Origin of the sequence: Rhizobium indicum (assembly GCF_005862305.2) — a bacterium.
In the GTDB taxonomy this organism is placed as follows: Bacteria; Pseudomonadota; Alphaproteobacteria; order Rhizobiales; family Rhizobiaceae; genus Rhizobium; species Rhizobium indicum.
In genome coordinates this window covers 908982-934501 of the sequence record NZ_CP054022.1, presented here as the reverse complement: position 1 = coordinate 934501, position 25520 = coordinate 908982, and the positions used below count along the sequence as shown (strand labels likewise).

Genomic DNA, 25520 nt, shown 5'->3' with positions numbered 1-25520 from the left:
TAGACAATCCCTTCGACGATGATTATATGCGTGAAGCATACATCCGTCACCTGCTTTCCGAAGCTGGTCTCACGAGCAAGCATCACTCAGGCACATGGGCCGGAAGCTAATGAAACTCAATCAGATCAGCTATTTCATCAACTTGGCCGATACGCTGAACTTTACAGCCGCGGCTCGCTTGAGTGGTGTGTCTCAACCAAGCCTGACCCGTGCCATCCGCCGCTTGGAGGAGGAACTTGGCGGGCCACTGATCCATCGCGATGGGAAGAACAGCCGCCTTACTGGCCTTGGCCAGGACGTCGAGGCAGAATTTCAGCGCATGATGGTCGCGATGAAGAGCGTGCGCAATCACTCTGAGAACTGGGCGATGGGGAGGCACCGCGTGCTGGATGTCGCCGTCGCGCCCTCCGTCGGACCAAAGCAATTCACGGCGTTTTTCGAGAGTGCGTTGGCGGAGATGCCGTCCATCGAGATCAAGCTGCACTCGCTCCGTTCGAACGAGGACACATCGGAAGTGCTGTCAGGAAAATACCACGCGTGCATCCTGCCGCGTGAAACAAGACCGGAACGCAAGCTGGATGTGCGTCCTCTGTTTCGGGAGCGCTTCGTGCTCGGCTGTTCTGCAAACCATACCTTGGCAGCCAGTGAGATCGTTCGGGCCGAAGACTTGCTCGAATTTCCTTTCGTTGATCGCCTGAAATGCGAGTTTCGCGATCAGATTCTCGATCACTTCGCGCGACGGGACTTGCTCATGCAACCCCGCTTTCGGTCAGATCGCGAGGACTGGGTGCAACGGGCCGTCGCCGACGGCCACGCCATATGCATTCTTCCTGAACGATCGGCCACGGCGCACGGACTCGTCACTCGGCCGATCGACGGATTCGTCTTGGAGCGCGAAGTCGTGATCGCGACTGTATCCGGTTCCACGGCGACGGTCGAGATACGCAAGATCGCGCAGCTGGCAGCCCTATACGAGTGGAACTGAAGCACGACGTGAAGAGCTTCGGCGCTATGGAAACTATACGCACAGCGTATTGGATAAATCTTGGGCGCACTGCGATAGTCTACGCAATGACTGATAAGTTGGGTAGCAGTGCGTCTGGCGCCGAATGTCAGGATAAGTGAGAGCGTTCTATCCGAATGGACAATTCTCAACGGCGCCGTGGCCGGTCCAAATATAGATACGGCCACTGTAGCCGATGAAGAGATCGAATGTCCCCCTCGAGATGAGTATTGGAGACTATCATGAAGTTTGAAAAGTCACAGACAGCACTTGACCGCCTGACCCCCGAGCAACGCCGGATTACCCAGGAGTCGGGCACCGAAAGGCCCTTCACCGGCGAGTACAATGACAACAAGGAGCCTGGCATCTACGTCGACATCGTGTCGGGCGAGCCGCTGTTCGCTTCGACGGACAAGTTCGATTCGCGCACTGGCTGGCCCAGCTTCACCAAGCCGATCGTTCCGGCAAACGTCAACGAGGTGCGGGACAGCGCGCACGGCATGGTCCGGACGGAGGTCAGGTCGGTACACGCCGACAGCCATCTCGGCCATGTGTTCCCGGATGGTCCTTCCGACCGCGGCGGTCTGCGCTACTGCATCAACTCAGCGTCCCTTCGCTTCATCCCGCGCGACGAGATGGAAAGCGAGGGATACGGCGATTATCTCGATCAGGTAGAGGAGGCTTAACATGCATCAGCGCGCTGTTCTCGCAGGCGGATGTTTCTGGGGCATGCAGGACCTAATCCGCAAGCAGCCCGGCATCGTCTCAACTCGTGTGGGTTACACCGGCGGCGATATTCCGAACGCCACTTATCGCAATCACGGCACGCATGCCGAGGGAATCGAGATCGTCTTCGACCCGGGGGTGACGAGCTATCGGAACATCCTGGAATACTTCTTTCAGATCCACGATCCGACGACGAAGAACCGCCAGGGCAATGATCGTGGGCTCTCCTACCGGTCGGGCATCTATTACGTCGACGAGGCGCAGAAGCGCGTCGCCGAAGAGACGATAGCCGATTTGGATGCCTCCGGTCTGTGGGATGGCAAAGTGGTCACCGAGGTCGAGCCGGTCAGCGATTTCTGGGAGGCCGAACCGGAGCACCAGGATTATCTTGAGAAGCGGCCGGGCGGGTATAGCTGCCATTTCCCACGAGCCGGCTGGGTGCTTCCCAAGCGCCAACCTGCTGGCGACACGCAGCCGGCGGCCGGTGCCGCAGCGGAGTAGGTAAGGCGTCCGTACGTGCTATGCTGCTACGGTTCGCAACGCTCGTGACCGCATCGTTCACCGATGCGGTCACGAACCAGCTTGATGAGCAAGGGCATCCCCAGTCCTCCGCCATCCCCGCACTAGGATCGTAGAAGCATGAGTGTCATCGCCGCCTACTATTACAACGAAGGCAAGCGAATTCGGGAAATCGCGATCGACGAGCGCGTCAATCTCGATAAGAGTCGCTCGGGCTTCTGCTGGATCGCGCTTCGCGAGCCCACCGCCGACGAACTTCACGCGCTGCAAGCGACGTATCATCTCCATCCGTTGGCAATCGATAACGCGATCCACCCGCTCTGCCCGCCCAAGCTCGAAGTCTACAACGGCGAGCTATACATCGTCGCTCAGACCGCCGAGCTGGTCGGCGACCGGATCAGCTATGGCAAGACGGCGATCTTCACCGGTCACAATCACCTTATCAGCGTACGACATGGCAACGCCGGAGCGCTAGGCAACCTTCGGGAGCAACTCGAGGCTTCGCCGGCGCTCTTCGGGCAGGGTGTCGACTACGTGCTGCACGCGATCTTGCACCGGCTCGTCGACCAGTATTTGCCCATCTTCGAAATGATCGAGGATGACGTTCTGGCGATGGAGAGACGGTCGTTAGACGACTTTCTCGGACGAAAAGAAGTCGCCCGCATCTTCGGACTAAGGTCCGAACTCACGCGCTTCCAGCGCACACTCGGGGCTATGGCCGAGCTGGTGCGAAAGCTCGTTCGCGGCCACTTTCCCTGCATCAGCGCCGAAGTGAGACCATACTTCAGCGACGTCGCGGACCATATCCAACGCGTGCAGTCCATGGTCGATGGCCTCCTTCAGGTTCTGTCCACGGTCTTTGAGGCCAGCAGCCTTCTCGAAGCACAAAGGACGGGTGTGATCACCCGCCAGCTCGCGGCTTGGGCGGCAATACTGGCAGTTCCGACGGCGATCGCGGGAATATACGGCATGAACTTTACGAACATGCCGGAACTGAACACGACCTATGGATACTTCGTCGTGCTCGGTCTGATAGCGGTGTTCTGCCTTCTCCTGTTCGTGCGCTTCAAGAAGGCCAAGTGGCTATGAATACCGCACTTCGGTTTCTTCGCCGTCATCCGACGGGTCACGGCGCGCCTTATGCAGGAGCGTGTCCAATCCAACTCGAGATGAAGGTGCGTCTATGACATCCCATGTGACCGACGTTCTAGAAGCAGCCCAGTCGTTCATCGCCAAGGGCTATGACGGCGAGTACCGCGTCAAGGACGGCAATCTCGTCGATCTCGAACTAGGATCGACCCTAGATCCGTGCACCATTCGCGTCGACGCAGCGTTGCGCCTCGAAAGCGGAAATGATGCCGAAGACGCCTCTAACATCTACGCGATCACAGATCCGGCGACCGGGCATAAGGGCCATTTGATCGACGCGTTCGACGTGTTCGACGAAATATGTCATCGCGACCTTTCTGAGAGGCTTGTAGCGGATCGTGAAACAGCGCCGGCAGGTGACCAAGATGGGCCGAGCAAGCACGGACTGCGCAAAGTCTACAAGAACGAGTTTGAGCATGATCCAGAGCGCTACGTTCTGCGGGAGGGCTTTCCAGACTTCCCACCATGCCCTTTCGGCGGAGCCTTCAGCATCCTCGGCTTCGATACCGCCGAGCAGTCATATGTCTGGCTCGTCACAAGCATCATCCGAGATTCTCGGCTGATGAGAATCCCCTACCAGGGAGAAGACGTCATCAGCGATGAATAGCGGTGTCGACGAGTTTGTGCGGTCACCACCCAACGCGGTCACGGACCAGCCTTTAGGACATTTGGATTACCGAAACACAACGAGGTTATGATGGATTGGAATAAAGACCACATTCGAGAAACTAGGCTTTCGCTGGAGACCGCAGCCTTGCATAGCGCTCGCGAGAATTATCTGGATTACGTCTCCACCGCTCGGGTCGATCGGAGCGAGCCGATCGAGAACGACGAACTGGCTCAGGCCGAGGTCGCTAGCGACTTCGCCGAGGCGCTTGATGACACTCTGGAAGACTACGGCGATAAACTCGAAAAGCTCAGGACGATCGACTTCGGCCCTAAAACTTCAGTCAAGGAAGGCGCTGTCGTCAAGCTGTCCGGCCGCTATTTTGTGATCGCAGTGTCAACGAGCAAGTTCACTTGTCGTGGGCGGGAGCTCATGGGCATTTCTACGATGGCGCCGATCTTCGAAGCGATTGAGGGTGCCCGAGCAGGGGAGACCGTGCAGTTCAACGGCCGGGACCTCACTGTGGAAGACGTTGCATAAGGGGTCGCTGACTTAGCCGTCGTAGATGCAGCGGCTAGCATGGCGAAACAGCAGTCAAAAGACATCTCCCGCGCTCAAGTGTATGATCGGCGCATATACCCACCCATGACATGCTACCAGACCACTACAATTGAGGAGTTTTAGATGAGCATTTTTGACCGCTACGAATTTCTTGTCCCCGAGCAGGATCGGAAGGAACTCGCTCTGCTCAGATGGGCTCTCGTGATCGTATTTCTGTGGTTCGGCGCGATGAAGTTCACAGCGTACGAGGCTGATGGTATCGCCCCGTTTATCGGAAACAGCCCTATTATGGGTTGGCTGGGTATTTTCGGGACGCAGGGGCAGAGCTATTTCATCGGCGTTATCGAGCTATCAACCGCTATTGTTCTGATCCTTGGTGCATTTCGTCCACTATTCTCGACGCTCGGCGCACTGATGTCAGCCGCGACGTACCTGATTACGCTGACCTTTTTCATCACCACCCCTGGTGTCGCGGAGCCGACTGCCGGCGGCTTTCCTGCGATTTCGGCTGCACCAGGGCAGTTTCTACTAAAGGACGCAGTTCTGCTGGCTGCGTCCCTCGTGCTGGTTCGCGCGTCGGTGCGTCTCAGAGGGGCGCGTGTGCCCTCGTGAAGGCGTATGTCGTTAGCCTTTTAATGCGACGTGCCAAGGCGGAAAACTGTTTAGTTCCATAAATTGGCTTTATGCCGTGAATTTCTGTAGCGGCTATTTAGTAATGCGACAGTTGGGCCAGTTAGAGATGCGACAGTCTCGCCTCTCGACGCGCTGGTCAAAGCCAACGTTGGGAGCAAGGATGACGATCTTCAGCCTGGTCGAGACCAGGAGCGGTCGGAGCCGTCATGTCCTTTATGATCACCATGTCGCAGAAAGAATTGCATCGCCTCGAAGTCATCCAGAAGATCCGTGACGAACGCCTGAGCGTTGTCCGGGCCGCCGAACAGCTGGGCCTTAGCCGAAGTCAGATGCACAGGCTGCTACAGGCCTATGACAGGGATGGTCCAGCCGGGCTCGTTTCAAGAAGCGATCGCAGCCGAGCAACCGGCGCCACTGCGAGGAGTTTCGCAATGCGGCGCTGGATCTGATCCGGGAGCGCTATCTTGATTTCGGTCCGACGCTGGCGCGTGAGAAGCTGATCGAGCTGCACCGGATCTCGGTCGCCAAGGAAACGCTGCGGCAATGGATGACCGAGGCCGGTATCTGGGTCTCGCGGCGTGAGCGCAAGAAGCGGGTTTTCCAGCCGCGCGGCCGGCGCGACTGTTTCGGTGAGTTGGTTCAGATCGATGGCTCGCATCATTGGTGGTTCGAGAACCGCGGCCCCAAATGCGCCCTGCTGGTCTATATCGATGATGCGACCGGCAAGTTGCTGCATCTGCGGTTCGCTGGATCAGAGAACACGTTCGACTATCTGCATGCGACAAAGGCTTATCTGCAGCAATGGGGCAAACCACTGGCGTTCTATAGCGACAAGCACAGCGTCTTTCGCTCGACTAATGCATCGGAGAAAGACCGGACGAGCGGGCTAACGCAGTTTGGACGTGCGCTCTATGAGCTGAACATCGACATTATCTGCGCCAACACTCCGCAAGCCAAAGGCCGTGTGGAGCGCGCCAACCAGACGCTGCAGGATCGGCTGGTGAAGGAGTTGCGGCTTCGCAGTATCGACACGATCGAGGCTGCCAACGCCTATGCATCAGAATTCATTGTGGATTTCAATTCTCGTTTTGGTAAGCAACCGCGTAATTCGAAGGACATGCACCGGCCGCTGGCCGATCATGAGAACCTTGATGGCGCCATGTGTAGGAAAGAAGCTCGCACGCTGTCGCAATCCCTGACGCTGCGCTATGACAAAGTCCTCTTCGTTCTCGAACCCAGTGCTGTCTCCAGACCCTTGGCAGGCAAGAAGGTCGTGGTTTGCGACTATCCGGATGGACGCCTCGAGATCATGCATGAGAGTTACGTCCTACCTTACAGAACCTTTGACACCTTGCGGTCGGTTCATCGGTCAGTTGTTGTCGAGAACAAGCGCCTGGATGACGTGCTCTCGGCCATCATAGAACAGCAGGCCGGGCGGGAACAGCAGCGCAGCAGAGCGGCCCTCGCCGCACCGGCCAGACAGATCATATGTTCGGCATTCGCGACGGCAGCACGAGCAACGGATATCAGAAGCGGGGGCGCAAGCCGGGTAAAAGGAAGGACTTCATGAGCGACCCGGACGTAATTGCTAAGCGACAGAAAGCTCTGGCTCGTATGGAGGCTGCAGAATGAATGGTGGCGAGCATATCTAAAAGCTAAAGCCGAAAGGGTGCATCTCACCCGCCCCCGCTCCTCCCTTGCAACCCGGCCCAGCCGGTCGGAGCGGGGGCTGATCCGAGGAACAAGTGTCGCGTTTCTAATTGGCTGGAACCGTCGCGGCTCTAACCAGCTTTGACAATTTCGGTTTATCAGGCGCTTAGTTTATCTGAGTTAAGGCACCGCCGGTTCAGATCCCTTCAAGGCGAATGATACGCCGCTTGTCAGGTGCGCGCGAATTCCAGCAGCGGCGCGATATCATGGTTGTCTGCTGCGCGAAGGGCCACGACGTAGCGAGTGCGCAGTTCACCGACATTGGCCAGAGTTCCGCCGCCCCAACTGAAACGCTCGCCGCCAAGGCATTCGATCAGAAGATCGGCCGCCAATCGAGCGTGACGGCCGTTTCCATTCGGAAACGGGTGTATTGCGACTAGGCGATGGTGGAACCTGACCGCGATCTCGTCCGACGGAAATGCCTCATGCTCAACCCAATAGCGGACGTCGCTTAACAGGCTCACGAGCTCCACTCCGATGCGGTAGGCTTGGACGCCGATGTTGCGCTCCGTCATTCGGAAGGTGCCGGCCCATTCCCAGACTTCGCCAAACATCCGCTTGTGCAGTGTTCGCATGAAGTCCTCGCTGAGCATTCGCTCAAGCGATACGCGCCGGCGACCGCGCGACCAGGCCGCTCCCTCGACGATGTTTTCCTGCTCCGCCTCGTTGAGATCACGGCGGTGCGTGATCCATGTCTGAAGCAGTCCCTCTCGCTCGTGCGGTTCAAGGGGTGTTGCGTCCTCAGGCTCCTGAAACAGGTCCGTCATGTCTCGTTCCAGAGGTCGCGCTCGGAGAGTCTATCGCGAATGTATGCCTGGACGCGGGATTCGAAGTCTGCCTCGTCCGTGCCTTGAGCTTCGAGCCGCATCGTATGCGCGACGCGCTGAAGCTCGCGCGTAGCGATTTTCCTCGCGCGCGCCTCGATGACAGTCTCAAGTGAACTGTTTGGAACGAGGGCGTAGACGAGCGTGCAATCCAGCGCCTCAGCTGCACGACGTAAGGTGTTAAGTTGGATCGTGCCCGCGGCTTCCGACTTCTCGATGGCTTCTACGGTTTGAGGTCGCACGCCAATGCGTGTGCCGAGCTGCGCGCCCGTCATTCCGAGCGCGTCGCGTAGCGCGCGCACCCATCCCTTCGGCGGCGACCTGAACCGGTCGATCGGTTGGAGCGCTCGAAGTCGTTCATCGAGGCGCAGGCGCCCCCTCTTTCGACTGTCGCTCTTCATCCATTGCTCTCAGACTGTAAGCTGATCTTGAGACAGTAAGTATCAGAATACAGACTGATTATCAATCGACATAAATCAGCCTATAGTATGATTTATAATTCAAAATATCAGGCTTCGCGCGATGACATCGTCGATATCGCACGGTCACTGCGCGGCCGGGCAGGTGAGGCGAGGGGCACCAGGTGCCGCCCCAAGCGGAACGGCTTGCCGGGGCAGTCGGTGCCGGGGTTCCGCTCGTTGCGAGCGTCGCTTTGCTAACCTTCCTGCGTCTGCCCTTTTAGCCGGTAAAGCCGTGCGCGAACTGGCGCTGGCGCGGAAGCGCGCCCCTGCCTAGTATGCTCATTGTTGGGAGGAGCGACTTTGGTTTGGCAGGGACGGCTCAGCGCGAGAGTGGGGCTGGCGACCGCAAAGTCATGGACTGGAATAGCCGCGACTGTTCTTACAGATCGTTGGCGGCCGCGTTGCCAACGCGACTTCCACCGTTCTGTATGGAGTTGATTGTATTGGCGGCGTCATGCCCCAGAGCGGAAAAATAATCCGCCAGTAAAGACCGACTTATGCGGCGGTCGCTGCGACGCGACTCGGAATTCCTGCAGCCTGTCTCGCTGTCTTGAAATCGAAGCCCGATGGAATCGAACTTATCGATCGAAGGCTGACGGCGGCCTCATTAGATTGCGGAGTCCGCGACAGGTCAGCCCGAAGATCGACCGCCGGCTAAGAGGTCACATTGGGCAGACAAAACGCGTTCAGACACTAGCCATCGGGGGCGAGGATGAGATTTCCTGCATACTTGGCGTTTTGCTGCTCTCTTGCGAGCTCTTCGATTTCTTCGGATCGCGACGTTCAACACTGAATCCGACGCCGATACGCAGCCGTCAAAAGTGGCCGAAACGATCGCCGCGATGGGCAGTTTCGACTTGCTCGCCCTCCAGGAAGTGGAAAGCGCCGACGCCCTCAAAGCCTATACGGAAGCAGCCGCGAAAAACGGAGGGCGCTGGCGTTTCGTGATCAGCGAAAGCGGCGTCAATGTCGATCGCGAGGCCGATCTGCTTGGCATCATCTACCGGATCGATCGGCTTCGACAGCTCGAAACGAACGAGATCCATCTCATCAGGTCCAAGCCGGATGGCACGAAATATGGAAAGGCCGATTGGTCGTTGCGAGGCGCGCTCAGTTTGCGTCTTAGCGCCGCGATGGACTCGTGCTAGCAGTCGACATGTCGGGCTCCATGGACATGGGGGAGCGAACGTGCAGCGTTCTGGCTACTTGGAGGCGCTCCGACACCCGGATTTCATCAGCGCCGTTAACGGCGGTTACCTGGGACGCATTGCCCTTGGCTATTTTGAATGGGCTGGGCAGGTGAACGAATCGTCGGTCGTCGCCTGGCAGGTGATCGAAAACGCCAAGGATGCCGAAGCCTTCGCCGCCAGGCTCGAAACCCGCCCGATCGGCACACGGCGCGGAACCTCGGTCTCGAGCGCAATCCTCTTCGGCGCGAAATCGATTGAGTCCAATGCCTATTCTGGGGCGCGACGTATCCTCGATCTTTCGGGTGATGGGCACAACAACGCGGGGCCGCCGCTCGCGCGCGCTCGCGCCGATGCCCTGGCGCGCGGGATCGTTATCAACGGATTGGTGATACTTGTCAGGCCCTCTAATTCTACCGTTCCGCTCGACCAGTATTATGCGGAATGTGTCATCGGCGGCCCTGGCTCCTTCATGATTCCCGTGCACGAGGTGGAGGTTTTTGCGAGCGCGGTCCGCCGGAAACTGCTCCTCGAAGTAAGCGGTAGCACGTCTGGCTCAGCTCCCCGGCCAGCCGCAATGGCACCGCCGGTGGATTGCTTGGTCGGCGAGAGATATCCGAGCTTTCTCGAACCGGCATTTCCGGAATTGAATCGTTAGCGGCCTCCCTCGCGAAGGAGGTCGCGATGGATGGCATTACGGCGAACACGGTATCGCCCGGAACGATTCATAGCGACAAGTTAGACGAAGGCTTCCGCAAGGTCGCTGCCGGGCAAGGCCTTGCCTCAGACGCTTCATTTACCGAAATCGAGAAAATTGTGCTGCCGATGTTTGCCCAAGTCCCTATGGGAAGGGTTGCAACGCTTGAGAAATCGCTGATGCCATCGCTTTCCTCGTAAGTCCGCGAGCCAGCTATATAACGGGTGCAAACCTGCGGCTTGACGGCGGCATGTGGCCGGGGCTTTAACTCTTCGGGAAGGTCCGCTTCGAGCCGAACCCGGTCTTTCAACGCGTTCAAATTATGCCGAGCTTTCGATCCTGGAATACCGGAAATCTCGGGCTTTAGGGAATGGGCTCGGCATAGTATCGGGCTCAGGATAAGTTCCGCACCTACACATAGATACGCTGAAGGTGAAGGCCAGGAATTTTCACTAAGGAATCCATCGTGATAGCTTTCTTCGATGGAGAACGCAGCGAATTTTTCATGTCGAGCGCCTGATCCTCATCTATTCGGGACACCCTCGCCGCGCTTCGAGGTAGGGGCTGCCGGACTCTTCGTAGACAGGGCGGGAAAGCTGAAGTATGGCGGACGCAGGAGCCTTGTGAGCCGCGAGGGAAAGACATGACAGACCTGAATCAAGCCTTGCCCAACCGGAAGAAGATGACTGCGGCAGGTGGGCCTGATTCTGGCGACGTCGACTCTGGATATGCCTGGTGGCGGCTAGTACTCACGCTCATTCTTGGCACCGTTGCCTGCGTCGGCAATTGGTCTGTCGTAGTGCTTCTTCCAACCCTGCAAGTCGAGTTCGACACGGTGCGTGGCGGCGCCTCGCTTCCCTATACCTGCACGATGCTTGGCTTTGCCTTTGGCGGGGTGGTGATGGGGCGTCTGGCCGATCGGGTCGGCATCGTCGTGCCAGTACTGATTGGGGCGTTCTTACTTTGCATTGGCTACATCCTGGCTGCCCTTACCACCAATATCTGGCAGTTCGCAGCCTTCTCGCTGGTAATCGGCCTTGGATCAGCTGCCGGCTTCGCGCCGCTGATATCCGACCTCTCTCTTTGGTTTAGCAAGCACCGGGCCCTCGCAGTCGCCTTTGCGGCCTCGGGCAGCTATCTTTCCGGGGCGGTTTGGCCGATGGCTATCGAGTATTTTCAGACGACCCAGGGCTGGCGTGCAACCCATGTCGGAATCGGCATTTTCATCCCACTGGTGATGGTGCCCATCGGTCTGCTGTTGAAGCGGCGTCTACAGACCGGAACCTATGTCCAGGCCGAGGCCGCAACCGAAGCAGCACGCAACGAATTGGGCCTAAGCCCGAACGCGTTGCAGCTCGTCCTCGTCGTCGCGGGCTTTGCGTGCTGCATGGCAATGTCAATGCCGCAGGTCCATATCGTCGCATATTGCGGGGATCTCGGCTACGGTGTGGCGGTGGGCACGCAGATCATCGCCTTGATGCTTGGACTGGGTGTGGTCAGCCGATTGGCGTCCGGGGCGGTCGCCGATCGGATCGGTGCCGGGCCGATGTTGATCCTCGGTTCCTCAATGCAGGCGGCAGCGCTGCTGCTATATCTGTTTTTCAACAGCAAGTCGTCGCTCTACGTGATCTCCGGCCTGTTCGGGCTATTCCAAGGCGGCATAGTTCCGATGTATGCCGTGATTATTCGTAAATATTTGCCGCCACGTGAGGCAGGTATCCGGATTAGCCTGGTGTTGATGGCGACCGTACTTGGCATGGCTTGTGGGGGCTTAGCCGCTGGTTACATTTTCGATGCCACCGGCTCTTACCGCCTGGCTTTCCTGCATGGCTTTCTTTGGAACTGCGTCAACCTTGCTTTGGTGATCTGGTTGATCCTATGGCCCAGGCTGCGGCGGAGGCAGCAGGCGTTGGCGACGTGAACAGGGGCATTTCTCGCCCCGCAACAATCCTCTCGATTCACCCCGTAACTCGCTAACCAAAGATCAGGGGATGAGCGCCTTCTCGTGGGGCGAAGAGACGCCCTGGTGGCGATCAGATCAGGGCAAAAACTATCTTCGGCTCTGCCACAGCGACGGACAGAACAAGCGGAACGTGAGTGAGATAAGCCAGTGCTGGCGTAGGCCGCATTAGCGCGTGACGTGATCCTGTCACGACATTCCAAATCAGGCTAAGACAGGTCGGAAATTTCACGCCAACATTCACTTTTGATGGCGCGTCATGGCCGACATGGCCTATAGGAGCTGCCACCACCAAGGCTTGGCCCTGGTCCCGTCCCCGCCGCTCCAAGTCTCGATATCTTGCAAGCACCAGGGAAACCGTCGCACACTATGTTTACTTGCAGGAAGAAATAGTGACTACAACCGAGAGCTTACCTTCCGACATCTATGCCATTGCCGACGTCCATGGACGCGCCGATCTTCTTGAGGTCATGCTTGGATACATCGCGGGTGCCTCGAGTGATCATCAATCCAAGCCGGTCGTGATCTTCCTAGGCGATCTGATCGACCGCGGCCCTTACAGTCCAAAGGTACTCGATCAGGTCTATTCGACACTCGACCTTTATCCGGGTTCTCGGCTGATCCTTGGCAACCATGATTTTTACCTGCGTGAACTCCTTCGTGGCGCTCTCACCCATGAGGACGCCGTCAACTGGATGGACTGGGGAGGCGTCGCAACGGTGAGCGCATATTCCAATCGCCCGGTGCCTGATTTCGAGAACATCGCCGCAGATATCCGCCGCGTCTTCCCCCACCATGCGGACTTGCTGGAAAACGCGCTGACATTCAAGGAGATCGGGCGCTTCTGCTTTGTTCACGCTGGAATACGTCCCGGTGTTCAGCTTGCAAATCAAAGCGAATACGACTTGCGCTGGATCAGGGCGGGCTTCCTCGACCACATGGACGTCTTTGGCCATGTGGTTTTGCACGGTCACACGATCACGAAGTCGCTGCGACCCGAAGTTTACTCGAATCGCATAGCTTTGGATACCGGAGCATATCGGACTGGCCGGCTGAGCGCCGCCGTAATCAGGCGCGATGAGCTTTCACATTTCGTATGCACCGAACTAACCGCAACCGGTGCCATCCAGGTCGGCGAGTGGCGGCCCGACTAATCGACAAGAGAAGGAGATCGAGTTTCAATGGTTTCCATAGTAGGGCGTTACGCCACAGTATCTCAGATAAATCAGAAGGCTACTTAGATAATAAAGGCGTGCCGGCGGTTCGAACCGTTTCAAAGCGAGCGAGAGTGCTTCCGCTTCTTCGCCGATCCTGATATATACATATATATATGAGCAGTAGAGCTGCGTTTCAAAACGGCGAGCTATCTTTAGCGTTCATGTTGACTCCCCCTTTCACTCAGCCGAAAAGAACTCTTGCCGTTAGAGGGAGACGATTGATGGCTGACGAGAACGATACGGGGCTCAAGTCCGAGGTTGCAGAGACGGATGTGACGGCGAAATTGCCGGCGCCTAAAAAGCAGCGCGCACCGCGACGCCAGAAGGCAGCCGCCGAAGCAACGGCAGCCGCATCTCTTGCGAAGACGGCAAAGGTGCCGAGCGGTCGCAGGACGCGTGGCGAGCAAACCGGGGAAGCGAAGCTGACGGCGGGGGAAACGCAAGTCACGAGCAAGAGCACTGGGAAGGACGCCGTCAAGCAAACCGGAAGGAAGAGGGCGCCGAAACAAACCGAGCCGACCGTGAGCGCGCCTGTTTCGTCTATGGATGAGATGGCAGATCTTATTCAGCTCGAAGAAGAGAATAAAAGGCTCCGCAAAACCCTGGCAGATAAGCTTCGCGCGGAAAATGCCGACCTGCGCAAGCGGCTCGCGCTCGATTGATCGACCATAAATAGCGGAGGCGGTTGCGAGATCGACCTCAGCCACTACATCTTCGGTAGCAGAGAAATTCGCCGGGCTCACGTCACGAGCCCGGATCTAAAGCTGCGGCAACGTCGTGGTGCAGATTGCTCGAGGTTGAAGCATTATGAAATCACCATGGAAATTCCTTGCTCAGTTGACGTCGCGAAGACGGCCGGTGGAAGCACGAGAGAGTGGCGTTGGTGCCGATACCGAAGCGAGCGAAAGCGGCGCGGGGCAAACGTCGGCGCTTTCGTCAGACTCAACGGAAGCATCTGGTCGTCGGGACCACGATGAGAACGCAACTGTTGATCTCGTGGCGAGGACGACTTCAAATGAAGCCGACGGCGATCCCGGCGTCGCCCGAGCAGTCTCGCCGCCAGTCGATGTTGAAGAGGTCCAGACGCCGGCAGATCATGCGGTCAGTCGATCCGGTACTGATGCGCATAGGTTTGCGCCGGAAGGCAAGACAAGCAAAATGTCTCCGCGAACACCACCCTCAGGGCGGCAAGGACGCGCGAAGAAAACCCGAACCGATAGGGGTTCGGAGAGCACTGACGTCGCAAATAGCGATCAAGGTGCTCAATCCTCGTCCTCTCGTGAAAGCTTCTTCGATGAGGTGGCAAGCGTGGACGAGGAGATCAGGCAACTAAGAGGTCAGTTAGCGCAAAAGCTGCATTTGCAGAATGTTCAGCTTGAAAAGATGCTCGAGCGATTCGACCGATCGTGAGCCTGCTCCTGGCGGGGCTTGGACGAACCGGTTGGCGGACAAGCGGAGGTCGACATTGACGCCAGCTTCTGAGACGATCCTCTGCTTCAATCCGTCTCCTTAGATATAAACTGTCGTTGGCGGCATTCGCTGCTTAGATCCGGGGGCAACGGCAGCTGAGACTGTGCCGCCGCTTTCCTACTGGTGGTCATCGGCGAACGACAGTTAGAGCAGCGATACCCGCTTCATCGGCCGCACGCAAAAGCGCTTCCCGGAATTGTTCCGGAGCAATCTGCCCGCTAATTGCATCGACACAGGCTTTTACGGCGGCGACATATTCTTCGCCCTCATCGGATGGCCAATCCTTAATCAGGATATGCGCTGCGTCGCCGAGCGTGCGTACGATCTTGTGCGTTGCCGGACCGTGCAGAGCTAGCCCGACCGGCGCAAATGCCGACGATGTATTCCAGCACATTGTGCTCGACCCCTCAAGGTACTGACGCTGCAATCCCTGCCGCAATATATGAGCATGCTTTAAAATTTGGAATTGAAGATTGTGTGACCGATGAACGAGGTCCCGAGAACCGGCGGCACAGCCGAGATGACTATTGAAATTCGATCTGCGACAAACCAACCGCAGCACGCGGTGCCTGTTCGCGCGAAGGCTCGACGAAATCCAGACGGAAGCCCCCCGCGGCGGCGGCTCTACATGATAGCCCCACGGCTATCATCGCGCGTTAGTGCGCGAATTCACAAACGGACTTGCGAATCAATCCTCTGTCGACGCATTGCGAGGGTTTTCCTGGAAACCCTGTCGAGGTCTTACGCAAAAGCGGACCGTGTACGTTTGAGGCGAAGCCGCCTAAGAGACATCGTCGATGACGCGGCAGGGTGTCCCCTCATCAGGCGAGCACTCGACCCTCATTGCCGATCAGGCTCGGATCTGGCGCGACGGCCATTTTCCGGGGCAGTTTTACGCGACATCAAAGCGCTCAAGCATCTTCGTGAGCTGCAAGTTCTGTGCAAGAAGCTGTTCTGCCAGTAGCCTCTTGAGCCGCTTGTTTTCTGCATCGAGGGCAGTTACTTCCTCGAAGGAAACCGCAACCCGAGCAGTCACGGATTTCGTGCTTCGGGGCTTGCTCTTCCCCGTCGAAACGGGGCCGCGCCTAACACGCTTTCGAAGAGTGCCGTTTGATATTCTCTCGGGCTGGAAAACCGTCTGGCTCTCCTGCACCTGCGCAACAACTTTGGCAGTCGGAACGGTAGTCGCATGTTGCTTTGGCACGTCGACCTTTGCGCCGTCGCTTGATGATATCAAAGTTTGTGCAACATTGGCCTCGCCTGGGTGTTTGCGAGCGGAACCCGAATTCATCGCATCAGATGCCATGTCTCCGGCTTCGTCAGGCAGACCATGTGCCGCATTTGAATTGAATGGATGTGGCGCCTTATCTTCCACTTCTCGATTAAAAGCCTTGAGATCAGTGTCACCCCAAATTGAGTTTGTTTGCCCCTTCGTGGGTCGTCGACCCGATTTGAATTCGACAATGAATTTCCGTTGTGGCGTTTTCATCCGGTTTCAACCTCAAGTAAATCGCGTGCAGCCAGCACCAACCGGCGCCACTTCGTTCCCGCCCCCGGACCCATATATTGCCTCGCAGCGCGCTTCAACTAGCCACCGCGCGAGATAGCGACGATACTTCGCACCAACAATACCGTACGGAGTACACGGGCTTTTTGAGGAGCGGGCCAGCGGAAGAATTTCGCGCAGTCGTTGGCCTTAAACACCGGGATTGGGGTGGAAGCCGTTCGGATCCAATGGAAAAAATGACCGCCTGGGTGGCCGATTCTTAGCTCAGTCCGAGCCTCTTGCGCAGCTGCGAGTTTTCCGAACGCAATTTTTCCGCCAGAAGCTTGCGAAGCCTCTGGTTCTCTTTTTCGAGCTGCACAAGATCCGCCAGCTCATCACCGGCCGGAACAGGCTTCTCGTTCCTGTGAACAACAGGCATCCCAGTCCGTTTCCAATTATAGTAGGTTTGTTCGGAAATGCCGACCTTCTTGATCGCGTCCTTGAGGGTGCTTTTGCCCTCGGTGACTTGCGTCTCGATCAGCTTGAGCTTGCCGGTTTTTTCTTGCTCGCTGTAGGACCTTCGCTTAGTGGCCTGTGACTTTGCAGCAGTTGCATTTGATGCAGATTGCGCCGGTTCGAAGGTTGTCTTCTGGCGCTGTGGCGGCTTCTGCTTCTTGGCAGCAGGTGTTTTTGCGTCCGCGTCCGTTGCCTCGATTACAGCAGCCGGTCCTATGTTGTTCTCGTCAGCCATCGGTATTCCTCTTAAGCCACGGCCTGTTTTCGGCTGAGTGATCTCCAGAGTCAACACTAACACCAATCTCCAAATTTGCGGATAGATCGGGGATTGCGCCGAAGAGAAGGCTTGCGATGACGTGCGCCTGCCTCTTGCTATCAGATCGCCTTCGAGAACTTATAAGGAGGACAGGATCACGAGGTCCGGTACGAGGCGGAAAAAGAGCGGGTCTCGACGTCGAAGGTCAAGGAGACTGTTAAAAAAGTCGGCAACAGCCGCAAGAAGGTCGAAGCTAGCTTGGAGAAGTAGAGACAAGTTCACATTCCAGGAACTCGTGGCTGACGAAAGGCGGAACCGGAATTCCCGAGATCGAAAATCCGCGACCGTCGAGCTAGGGAAGTCGTCCCCCGCGCTCGACCATTCGTCCGAACTTCAGCAGCAGGCGCTCAAGGTCCGGCTCCTCTACGCGGCGGGCGGCCTCAAACGGCGTCAGCCACACGGAATCTCGCTCCGCCATTTCTGGAAAGCGCTTTCGGCTACGGCGGACCTCCAGTAGGAAGACGGCAACGACCGGTCGCGCTCCACTTCCGTCCTGCATCAGCTTGTCATAGAGGAACTCGCCGAAGGGCTTCTTCTTCGCCCTCCCGATCACGCCAGCTTCCTCCCAGGCCTCACGTTCTGCCACCTTGCGCGGCTTCAAACCTGATATCGGCCAGCCCTTCGGGATCATCCAACGTCTCGTCTCCCGCGTCGTGATGAGAAGCACCTGTGGCCCCTTGGGTGTGTTTCGGAAACACAATGCACCATACTGCTGGATCGGCTTCGGATAGACGTCAATCTCATTCATCGTGTCTGCTCGATGTTCATCGACGTTCTCGACCGTGCCTGCTAGACCGAGGTTCCTTCGCTTAAGGTTCATGGCGTCCTCATGTCAGCGCCAGAAGCGCTTCGTGTCGATGACCTCATCTACTGAGGACTGCGCCATGCGGATCAACGTATTCTTGTCCTCGTGGGAAACGACAGAATCTCGAGCAGGGTGGTCGGCCAGTCCATGCTGCTCAAGCACGTCCGGTCCGGTTGCCAGATCGTTCAGTGCTCCAAGATGGTCCTGCAGCGCCTCCATCGCTACGATGAATTTCCGGTACCGACGGGCGCCGCGCTTGTCGGCGAACAGCGATCCGAAGAACTCGGCCGCGTAGCGAAGCTTTTTGGCGTCCTTGCGAACCTGGTGACGATGCTCGTCGTCGGTCTCTGCCAGCGCACTGCCATGCTTTTTTAGCTTCTTACGCATCCTCTCGAGGGCCTTCGCGGCAAACTCCGAAGCTGGCGGGTCCTCAGAAGTTGCGCCACCGCCGCCGGCGCGATCGGTGTCACATTGAAGCCACTCGTTGAAATCGAGCATCAGCGCGCGCCCTCTCGCCGATTCTAGAGCCTCGACAGCGTCTCCGTAGGCCTTGTTGCGGGCATCCTTGAGCTTGGCCCTAAGGTCGGAGTCCTTCGCTTTCATCAGCAGGACGTCGAGATTACGCGCTTCGCCCAGGACGCCAGCGAGCCAGCGAAGTTCCTCTTGGATCCTTTTCGGCTCGTCGCCCATCAGGAGCGGCCTGAACAGGGAGAACGCAGAGCGGAGACGCCGCAGGGCTACCCGCGCCTGATGAAGGGCTTCGGAATTTCGTCGCTGGAGAAGGATCTCTTCGTTGAGACGGAACTGCCGAAAGCAGGACGTGGCGATCTCTCGAAAGGCGGCAGATGCCTTGATGTTTCGCTCGAGATCGAGGCGCTCTGCCTTGGACATGAATTGCAGCCTGTCCAGAAGCGCGAGACCCCGTTCGGACTTGGACTGAATGCCGAACCGGAAAGGTGCGATCGCGTCGATCTTGCGAATGAAGACGAACAGGTCTTTCGGATCCCCGTCCTTCAGTTCGACCTCGATTTCCTGAACAGGCGAGCGCCTGTTGCCAGACACTGCGTCTCCCCGATCGACGACCACCTCCAGCCGAGAGCCGTTCAACTCGATGTTCCAGATGCTGCGCTCAATGAACAAGGTGAAAGCGGCTTCCACCTCAAGTTCCGGTCCGAACTCTCTCATGAGAGGGCTCGTATGGTCGAGGACGGGTTCCTTGCCTTCAATGGGAGTCTCCCATTCCGAACGGACAAACAGCGATTTCGCCGGCCCGGATGCCTTCACAGTCTGGACGTGGGAAGAGCCGGTAGAGCGGATGCGCAGAGAGAACCCCTTCTGCGACAGCCGACGATCATCCGTCTCGAAGTAGGTCGATGACTGCTGCAGTGCGTCGTCAGGCTCTCCGAGAAGATCGGAACCCAAAAGGCTCTCAAGGGCTTCGTTAGAGAGGTCGAGCTTGATTTCGATTTCTGTTGGCAAGGCAGGCTCCATTCTGATTGGACGCTCATCAACGCTGGAGGTCCTGTCATAGTTCGGTCGCGTCACGACGTGATGAAGCAAACTGGACTCTCGAACGTCGCCCAGCTAGCTTGCGCGGGCTTCGAAACCGGAGGCGGACGATGCTCGACGAAAACGCCCAGACCGAACTTACGAAAACCATGTCTGGTCGCGATGTCGCGCAGGCTGGTGCTCTGTGCTACCGTCGGAACGAAAACGGTGGAGTTGAAATCCTTTTTGTAGGCAGCCGACGGAACGGTCGATGGGGCATTCCGAAGGGGCACGTCGAAGGTGGTGAGGTCAGCAGCGCCGCGGCGCTGAGAGAGGCGTTCGAGGAGGCCGGGGTCGCAGGCATCGTCGACAAGACCGTGTTCGGTACGTTTTCTTATCGGAAGGACACGAGTTCCAACCGGTACCACGTGGCCGTGCATCTCCTCCAGGTGTCGAAGATCGCGGACAAGTTTCCGGAGAAGGATGTCCGAAAGACGCGATGGTTCCCCTTGGAAACCGCGCTGCGGGAAGCAGCGCAGCCGGGCTTGCGGATGCTGTTGTCGCAGCTCGAGTGCGTGGGCGTATGAAAGTCGGTTTCGGCAAATCGCTAGCCCGGGTCCTCAAATCCCAGAAGAAATTCAGCAGGCTGATCGAGAAGGCCCTCAAGGCGCCGCGAAACAAGGCGAAACGCGCGACGCCGACACTCCGTGCCGGGAAACCGACTCTGGTCGAGACGACCGCATTTGGAACCAATCCCGGCCGCCTAATCATGAAAACCTTCGTGCCGACAGCGCGGCTGCCGAAAAACCCCGCACTTGTGGTCGTGCTTCATGGCTGCCGACAAACACCCGAAAGCCTGGATAGTGCCGCTGGCTTCTCCAAACTCGCAAAAGACCGCGGCTTCGTTCTCCTTTATCCTGAGCAGAGAAGCGCCAATAATTCGCAACGATGCTTCAACTGGTTCCGCCCAAGCGCCGTCGCCAGAGACCGTGGAGAGATGCTCTCCATCAAGCAGATGATCGAACATACTTGCGAAAAACATCGCATCGACCGCTCGAGGATCTTTATCGCAGGACTGTCTGCAGGCGGGGCGATGACGGCCGCGCTCGTTGCCAACTATCCTCCATTGTTCGCAGGCGCCGCGATTATTGCCGGCATGCCCGTCGGATCGGCCCGAGATGCGATGTCCGCGTTACGAGCAATGAAGTCGGGCGTGACGCCGCCGTCCGGCGGCTGGGGCCGAGCCGTTACGAAGATCTCTTCCGAGGTCAAGACGTGGCCCGCGGTAACGATCTGGCAGGGCATGGACGATAGGACTGTGAACCCGGTCAACGCGAGCGCATGCATAGCACAGTGGCTCGAAGTCCAGGGCATCGACGAAAGCAGCGGACGTGCGGAGGAAAAACCGTGGGGCAGATTGCAATCGTGGCGGGCCGCAGACGGTCTGAAGCTGGCCTTCTATTCGGTCAGGAACATGGGGCACGGGCTTCCAATCAAAATGCGGGACGCTACGAAGTCGAGACGATCTGAAGACCCTTACGTCTTTGCCGCAGAGATATCGGCTCCAGCAGAATTGCTGCGACTATGGGGCTTGAAGAGACCTATGCCATAGTCGAAAACGCTGTGGCGAGGCCAAATTTTGTCTATTCCCGTTAACGCAAGGTCATTGACCTGCGGCCCTCTCCCCGTTTTGATGCCGCATTGGCAACGATGTGCCGATCGGAATCCAAAGTCCACGGAATCAGACATGTCCGATGGGACTTCCGAAACCACATGCTCGAATCTCTCAGTACCTAGAGGTTGGGGCGATGTAGACGACAGGCGTTGTTTAGTTCCGCAGGTTATCAAACGCGCATGGCGCCCTACAGCTGGACGTCCGAAGGCGAGATGATTTAACTATGGCCTTCCGTGCCGAGGGCGACGGCTACACGACGGCCTTAAGAAGGGCCTTGTCCAGCCCGGCGTCGAGGGGAGTTCGAGGCAGCCTTCTGGGCCCTGGCGGAGTCCCGCGGGCGACGATCACTATCAAGGTGTCCGGAGATTTTGTCGAGTTGAACAAACGAAGTGAGGAAGCGGCGCTCGCGTTCAATGTCCAAGCTCGTACACGGACTGTTCGTGCAAATCGCATCCGTGCTGCTACGTGCTTCGTTCCGCCACAGAGGGGCGCTTGTGCCCTCATGACGGCGGGTGATCATGTTGTTACATTGTGGTGCTACGCTCCAGCGTCGTTCGCGCCCCGTCTGAGATTTGCTACCGAAAGGCGCGATCATGCTGCAGCCGCATAGTGACGTGCCATAGCGGAAAAGTGCTTGGTTCCGTAAATCGCCATATGCCTCGACGCGTCGCTAAGTCGTTGAAGGTTATGCTATCGAGATGAAGTGGTCCGCATCTCATCAAAGGCGTTCTAGCCTTTGACAAACTTTGCCAAAATCGGTTATGTTGACTTCAAATGGAGGTTATCAATGGCCACGATGAACGTATCTCTTCCAGGCCCGATGAAGGATTGGGTGGAGGCCCAGGCCAGGACCGGGCGATATTCGAATGCTAGCGACTACGTGCGCGACCTGATCCGACGCGACCAGACGCGAAACGACAAGATCGCCGCCATGCAAAGCTTCGTCGAGGCCGGGCTCCAAAGTGGTGTCGGCATCCGATCAAAGGATGAACTCTTTGCTGAAGCGATGGCTCGTGCCAGCAAGTCATGAGTTTTAAGCTTTCTGCCGAAGCGGAAGAGGACATTATTGCGATCGCCGAGCAAGGTGTCCGCATGTTCGGGGCCGGCCAGGCAAACCGATGCCACGATGAACTTTTCGCATTATTTGATCTGATAGCTGTCAATCCGCGCATCGCGCGCGAACGGGATGAGATTGATCCGCCCGTTAGAATTCATCCCTTCAAAGCGCATCTAATCGTTTATCGGATCGAAGATGATGAGACAATTTTTGTAATACGAATTCGCCACGCGCATGAAGATTGGGCAAGTGAATCAATTTAGCGCACCTCGGATGGAGCTGTGGGATTTGGTGTGTCTCAGGTTCGAATCTGGTCAAGAGCTTCCGGTTCGAAAATCTCCAAGAGGGCTCGTCTGGATCAGGTGTTGCGCCGCCAATTGCCAGGCGTGGTGCCGACGATACTTGCAAAGACGCGCGTGAAATGGCTTTGGTCCGCGAAGCCGCAGGCGATGGCCACTTCGGCGAGTGGAGTCTTTGAGGTCCGCAGGAGGTTGCGGGCGCGGTCTATTCGCTCACGAAGAACCCATTGATAGGGCGTCATACCGGTCGTCTCACGAAAAGCGCGAATGAAATAGCCGCGCGACAGATTGCACATCTGCGCGACTTCGGAAATTGACACGTTGCCGTCGAGGTTCTCAAGAAGCAAACCTTTCGCCAGATCCTCATGCGTCCGCGAAAGGCTACCCGACCTATCAGAGGCTACCGTTGGCCGGCCGCCATAACGCTGGACCAGGTAGGTTCCGATGGCCGTTGTCATTTGCTCGACGAACAGCGCGTTGGCTTCGTCTGGCTTTTCGAGTGCCGGGATCAGCGCCCGAGCGAGATTGGCAAGCACAATATCTTTTGACGCGGTTTCAACTGACAGCGACGTCACGCCGGGCATTTCAGCATCATCGGCAATTTTGCCGAGGGACGCTGGCGAAATTTCAAACAACACGAAATCGAAAGGACCGCGGAGATCCGCCTTGTAGGCGTCCGAGAAATCGCGAATATAGATCGAGTTCTCGGTAAATTCGTGGGTGGTCGCATGATGTTTGTGGAAGATGCGCCGCGTGTGGCCACCGAGAGAGGAAACCCCGACGACAAACCCCCGATCGCTTGCCGGTGTCATGACCTGATCGAGTTTAGTGTTGACTGTCGCCTTTCGAAAGATATCGATGTCTGAACCAGGTAGGCTTTGGTTGATCGACAACTGCTTCAACGAGCACCCGAACCCGTCGGTCGAGTTTCCAGTGGATTGGTGGCGGAGGGGGAGAGCTTGGACCATGACGCACTTCTTTCATTTTTAGACACTCGAACACGGGACCTGCCGGCTTGGTAGCTTTCCCACGCTAAGCTTGCCTCGCGACAATTTGTTAAATCGGCCCCGCGAGGATCCTTTTGTTCAATATTGCCGTTTGAAATCTGTGTAGGAAAATTGAAGCGCAGCATCTCGTCGGGACGGCTATACAGTTCCCAGCCAGGATGATCGAGACACATGTGAGTGAAGCGTTGACGGTCAGTGAGAGAATTGCGGCGTGTTTTGGGATTAATGCCGCAAGGGCGCTGGCAATCAGGCCTCTTTGCGAAGCCAAGCTCGCTGTCGTCCATCTCGAGCACTCCTATGACAATGGCGAACATACAATCTTCCTGCCAGCTGATGACGCTTTTCTGGTCATGCTCTATCTCGTTGACGTTGATCATTGCGACATCCTGCCGGACGGAGCACGGACGCCCCTGAAGACCTATTCCAGAGGTTCTATGTGTCTCATCAGTCTGAGGAATGGCGCCGCAATTTCGGTTAGCGGCCGCTTCGAAGCACTCGCGTTTCATATCCCAAGCGCGCTTTTTATCGAGCTCGCGGAGGAGGCAGGCGAGCCACGTATTGATGACCTCACAACCTGCCGCGGGATCAACGATCAGGTGGTCCGCAATATCGGCGGTGCGCTGATGCCGATGTTCGACATGCCGGACGAGGTAAGGGACACAGTGCTTCCTCATATCGGATTAGCGTTAAGCGCCCATCTTGCGCATCGTTACGGACGGTCCCCCATCCAGCACCTTTCGGGCACCGGTCAGTTGTCGGCGCTGCAGGAAAAGCGCATCAAGGCGTACATAGCTGCGAACCTATCGGGCGGCACACCGGTCGATAAGATCGCCGAAGCGTGCGGGTTTTCAGTCGATGAGCTCTGTTCCGGATTTTTGAGCACGACCGGGCAGTCTGTTTCGGAATGGATTGCGTCGTATCGAATGAGCAGAGCCCAATCGCAACTGAGCAGAACCGGTGAAACTATCGCCCGGATCGCTGAAGAGTGCGGGTTTCCGGATGAAAATGAATTCGTCGCAACCTTCACGAGGGCCGAGGGAGTGCCTCCGGCTGCGTGGCGCTTGCGCAACCGGCACTGAAAAAAGCCATCGAGCAGCACTGCTCTTGAGCTGAGCTTCAGAAAAGTAAACTCGGGGTGATGGCAATATGGGTCGAGCTTGTGCGGCCGGATCCGGATGCGGCGAAAACGGCCCCACCCGGACAGTCCAATTAAGCCTGAATAAATGCCAAGAGGTCGGCGTTCAGGACGTCGGCATGCGTTGTCAGCATGCCGTGCGGATAACCCTGATAGACCTTCAGGGTGCCATTTTGCACTAGCTTGACGGAGAGCTTGCCAGCGTTGTCGATGGGCACGACCTGATCGTCATCGCCATGCATGACGAGGGTCGGAACGGTGATCGCCTTCAGGTCTTCCGTCTGGTCGGTTTCGGAAAAGGCCTTGATTCCATCGTAATGGGCCTTGGCGCTGCCCATCATGCCCTGCCGCCACCAATTCTGGATGACGGCCGGGTAGACCTTCGCGTCGGACCGGTTGAAGCCATAGAACGGACCGGTGGGGAAGTCGATGAACAGCTGCGCGCGGTTTCCGGCGACGCCCTTGCGGATGCCGTCGAACACTTCCATCGGCAAGCCGCCCGGATTTGTCTCGGTCTTGAGCATGAGCGGCGGAACGGCTGAAACCAGAACGGCCTTGGCGACGCGGCCGGCCGGCTGGCCGTATTTTGCCACATAGCGAGCAACTTCCCCGCCGCCGGTTGAATGGCCGATATGAACGGCGTTCTTCAGGTCGAGCGCTTCGGCCACGGCGAAGGCATCGGCGGCATAGTGGTCCATGTCGTGACCTTCAGAAACCTGTGCCGAACGACCGTGACCACGACGGTCGTGGGCGACGACGCGGAAGCCCTTTGCCAGGAAGAACAGCATCTGCGCATCCCAATCGTCCGAGGAGAGCGGCCAGCCATGGTGAAAGACGATCGGCTGGGCATCCTTCGGACCCCAATCCTTGTAGAAGATTTCGACGCCGTCCTTGGTGGTGATGTAGCCCATTGTATTATCTCCTTTGGCTGAGGTGGTGGTCGAAGCAGCGTTGGCCGCCAGGCCAAACGATGCGGGAAGTACCATGGCGGCTGCGGCGGCAGCTCCGGAAA

At 57.5% G+C, this 25520-nt stretch carries 27 protein-coding genes and 4 pseudogenes; 21 read left to right on the top strand and 10 right to left on the bottom strand.

Features of this window, described 5'->3' with window-relative positions; translation table 11 throughout:
- Positions 1-109: 109 nt before the first annotated feature.
- The 8 genes and pseudogenes from FFM53_RS28705 to FFM53_RS28670 all read left to right on the top strand — a co-directional run bounded on the left by FFM53_RS28705 (position 110) and on the right by FFM53_RS28670 (position 6830).
- Positions 110-985, top strand: a complete 876-nt coding sequence (locus FFM53_RS28705) for a LysR family transcriptional regulator (RefSeq protein WP_138391019.1) — start codon at positions 110-112, stop codon at positions 983-985.
- 260 nt (positions 986-1245) lie between these two features.
- Complete coding sequence (gene msrB, locus FFM53_RS28700) at positions 1246-1689, top strand: peptide-methionine (R)-S-oxide reductase MsrB (protein WP_138391018.1); 444 nt, start codon at positions 1246-1248, stop codon at positions 1687-1689.
- Position 1690: 1 nt separating this feature from the next.
- The gene (gene msrA / locus FFM53_RS28695) at positions 1691-2230 is read left to right on the top strand and encodes a peptide-methionine (S)-S-oxide reductase MsrA (protein ID WP_138391017.1); all 540 of its coding nucleotides are present in this window, start codon (positions 1691-1693) and stop codon (positions 2228-2230) included.
- A gap of 138 nt (positions 2231-2368) precedes the next feature.
- Positions 2369-3337 carry a magnesium and cobalt transport protein CorA gene (locus FFM53_RS28690; protein ID WP_138391016.1) on the top strand — a complete coding sequence of 323 codons (969 nt, stop codon included), beginning with the start codon at positions 2369-2371 and terminating at the stop codon, positions 3335-3337.
- A 94-nt stretch (positions 3338-3431) separates the two neighbouring features.
- On the top strand, positions 3432-4004 hold the full coding sequence (locus FFM53_RS28685) for a hypothetical protein (RefSeq protein WP_138391015.1): 573 nt from the start codon (positions 3432-3434) through the stop codon (positions 4002-4004).
- 90 nt (positions 4005-4094) lie between these two features.
- On the top strand, positions 4095-4544 hold the full coding sequence (locus FFM53_RS28680; protein ID WP_173883670.1) for a hypothetical protein: 450 nt from the start codon (positions 4095-4097) through the stop codon (positions 4542-4544).
- Between the two features lie 144 nt (positions 4545-4688).
- Positions 4689-5177: a YkgB family protein gene (locus FFM53_RS28675; protein WP_138391013.1), complete on the top strand. Its 489-nt coding sequence runs from the start codon at positions 4689-4691 to the stop codon at positions 5175-5177.
- A gap of 227 nt (positions 5178-5404) precedes the next feature.
- Positions 5405-6830, top strand: a pseudogene (locus tag FFM53_RS28670) (ISNCY family transposase).
- Between the two features lie 248 nt (positions 6831-7078).
- On the opposite strand, the gene FFM53_RS28665 reads toward FFM53_RS28670, so the two are convergent.
- Positions 7079-7675, bottom strand: coding sequence for a mobile mystery protein B (locus FFM53_RS28665; RefSeq protein ID WP_138390738.1), 597 nt, complete (start codon positions 7673-7675; stop codon positions 7079-7081).
- Positions 7672-8133 (bottom strand): mobile mystery protein A, encoded by a 462-nt coding sequence (locus FFM53_RS28660; RefSeq protein ID WP_138390739.1) that lies wholly within the window; start codon positions 8131-8133, stop codon positions 7672-7674. The genes FFM53_RS28665 and FFM53_RS28660 overlap by 4 nt, the downstream gene beginning before the upstream one ends.
- A gap of 902 nt (positions 8134-9035) precedes the next feature.
- Between FFM53_RS28660 and FFM53_RS28655 the strand changes: the two genes are divergently transcribed.
- From FFM53_RS28655 to FFM53_RS28625, 7 genes and pseudogenes are all read left to right on the top strand, one after another.
- Positions 9036-9341, top strand: coding sequence for an exonuclease/endonuclease/phosphatase family protein (locus tag FFM53_RS28655; protein WP_138390740.1), 306 nt, complete (start codon positions 9036-9038; stop codon positions 9339-9341).
- Between the two features lie 8 nt (positions 9342-9349).
- Positions 9350-10038: pseudogene (locus tag FFM53_RS28650) on the top strand (DUF1194 domain-containing protein).
- Positions 10032-10345: pseudogene (locus tag FFM53_RS28645) on the top strand (SDR family oxidoreductase); the annotation flags it as partial. The pseudogenes FFM53_RS28650 and FFM53_RS28645, both read left to right, overlap by 7 nt.
- A 375-nt stretch (positions 10346-10720) precedes the next feature.
- Positions 10721-11998 carry an MFS transporter gene (locus FFM53_RS28640; protein ID WP_425504961.1) on the top strand — a complete coding sequence of 426 codons (1278 nt, stop codon included), beginning with the start codon at positions 10721-10723 and terminating at the stop codon, positions 11996-11998.
- A gap of 431 nt (positions 11999-12429) precedes the next feature.
- On the top strand, positions 12430-13191 hold the full coding sequence (locus FFM53_RS28635; RefSeq protein WP_138390741.1) for a metallophosphoesterase: 762 nt from the start codon (positions 12430-12432) through the stop codon (positions 13189-13191).
- A gap of 284 nt (positions 13192-13475) precedes the next feature.
- The gene (locus tag FFM53_RS28630) at positions 13476-13916 is read left to right on the top strand and encodes a SyrB-like regulator (RefSeq protein ID WP_138390742.1); all 441 of its coding nucleotides are present in this window, start codon (positions 13476-13478) and stop codon (positions 13914-13916) included.
- A gap of 145 nt (positions 13917-14061) precedes the next feature.
- The gene (locus tag FFM53_RS28625; RefSeq protein WP_138331105.1) at positions 14062-14664 is read left to right on the top strand and encodes a hypothetical protein; all 603 of its coding nucleotides are present in this window, start codon (positions 14062-14064) and stop codon (positions 14662-14664) included.
- Positions 14665-14851: 187 nt separating this feature from the next.
- On the opposite strand, the gene FFM53_RS28620 is transcribed toward FFM53_RS28625, so the two are convergent.
- From FFM53_RS28620 to FFM53_RS28610, 3 genes are all read right to left on the bottom strand, one after another.
- Positions 14852-15118, bottom strand: coding sequence for a DUF982 domain-containing protein (locus tag FFM53_RS28620; protein ID WP_138331106.1), 267 nt, complete (start codon positions 15116-15118; stop codon positions 14852-14854).
- A gap of 498 nt (positions 15119-15616) precedes the next feature.
- Positions 15617-16213 carry a hypothetical protein gene (locus FFM53_RS28615; RefSeq protein ID WP_138390743.1) on the bottom strand — a complete coding sequence of 199 codons (597 nt, stop codon included), beginning with the start codon at positions 16211-16213 and terminating at the stop codon, positions 15617-15619.
- A gap of 277 nt (positions 16214-16490) precedes the next feature.
- A complete protein-coding gene (locus FFM53_RS28610) occupies positions 16491-16961 on the bottom strand; it encodes a transposase (RefSeq protein ID WP_138390744.1) in 471 nt (156 codons plus the stop codon).
- A 165-nt stretch (positions 16962-17126) separates the two neighbouring features.
- Between FFM53_RS28610 and FFM53_RS28605 the strand changes: the two are divergent.
- Positions 17127-17252: pseudogene (locus FFM53_RS28605) on the top strand (DUF3606 domain-containing protein); the annotation flags it as partial.
- 82 nt (positions 17253-17334) lie between these two features.
- Here FFM53_RS28605 and FFM53_RS28600 read toward each other — a convergent pair.
- Together FFM53_RS28600 and FFM53_RS28595 are read right to left on the bottom strand one after the other, a co-directional pair.
- Positions 17335-17790: an NUDIX hydrolase gene (locus FFM53_RS28600; protein ID WP_138331109.1), complete on the bottom strand. Its 456-nt coding sequence runs from the start codon at positions 17788-17790 to the stop codon at positions 17335-17337.
- Between the two features lie 84 nt (positions 17791-17874).
- Positions 17875-19338 carry a CYTH and CHAD domain-containing protein gene (locus FFM53_RS28595; RefSeq protein ID WP_138390745.1) on the bottom strand — a complete coding sequence of 488 codons (1464 nt, stop codon included), beginning with the start codon at positions 19336-19338 and terminating at the stop codon, positions 17875-17877.
- Positions 19339-19466: 128 nt separating this feature from the next.
- Between FFM53_RS28595 and FFM53_RS28590 the strand changes: the two genes are divergently transcribed.
- The 4 genes from FFM53_RS28590 (at position 19467) to FFM53_RS28575 (ending at position 22330) form a co-directional block, all read left to right on the top strand.
- Positions 19467-19922, top strand: a complete 456-nt coding sequence (locus tag FFM53_RS28590; protein ID WP_138390746.1) for an NUDIX hydrolase — start codon at positions 19467-19469, stop codon at positions 19920-19922.
- Complete coding sequence (locus tag FFM53_RS28585; RefSeq protein WP_138390747.1) at positions 19919-20947, top strand: extracellular catalytic domain type 1 short-chain-length polyhydroxyalkanoate depolymerase; 1029 nt, start codon at positions 19919-19921, stop codon at positions 20945-20947. Before FFM53_RS28590 ends, FFM53_RS28585 begins: the two co-directional genes overlap by 4 nt.
- 850 nt (positions 20948-21797) lie before the next feature.
- Entirely contained in the window at positions 21798-22040 is a 243-nt protein-coding gene (locus tag FFM53_RS28580) for a type II toxin-antitoxin system ParD family antitoxin (protein ID WP_028739446.1), read from the top strand.
- The gene (locus tag FFM53_RS28575) at positions 22037-22330 is read left to right on the top strand and encodes a type II toxin-antitoxin system RelE/ParE family toxin (RefSeq protein ID WP_138390748.1); all 294 of its coding nucleotides are present in this window, start codon (positions 22037-22039) and stop codon (positions 22328-22330) included. The genes FFM53_RS28580 and FFM53_RS28575 overlap by 4 nt, the downstream gene beginning before the upstream one ends.
- A 95-nt stretch (positions 22331-22425) precedes the next feature.
- Here the strand turns inward: FFM53_RS28575 and FFM53_RS28570 are convergent, their stop codons facing one another.
- Positions 22426-23259: an AraC family transcriptional regulator gene (locus FFM53_RS28570; protein WP_138390823.1), complete on the bottom strand. Its 834-nt coding sequence runs from the start codon at positions 23257-23259 to the stop codon at positions 22426-22428.
- A 5-nt stretch (positions 23260-23264) separates the two neighbouring features.
- The gene (locus tag FFM53_RS36570) at positions 23265-23750 is read right to left on the bottom strand and encodes a hypothetical protein (protein ID WP_246413247.1); all 486 of its coding nucleotides are present in this window, start codon (positions 23748-23750) and stop codon (positions 23265-23267) included.
- Between FFM53_RS36570 and FFM53_RS28565 the strand changes: the two genes are divergently transcribed.
- Positions 23724-24452, top strand: coding sequence for a helix-turn-helix transcriptional regulator (locus FFM53_RS28565; RefSeq protein WP_246413245.1), 729 nt, complete (start codon positions 23724-23726; stop codon positions 24450-24452). The genes FFM53_RS36570 and FFM53_RS28565 overlap by 27 nt on opposite strands.
- A gap of 130 nt (positions 24453-24582) precedes the next feature.
- On the opposite strand, the gene FFM53_RS28560 is transcribed toward FFM53_RS28565, so the two are convergent.
- Positions 24583-25419: an alpha/beta fold hydrolase gene (locus FFM53_RS28560; RefSeq protein WP_425504968.1), complete on the bottom strand. Its 837-nt coding sequence runs from the start codon at positions 25417-25419 to the stop codon at positions 24583-24585.
- Between the last annotated feature and the right edge of the window lie 101 nt (positions 25420-25520).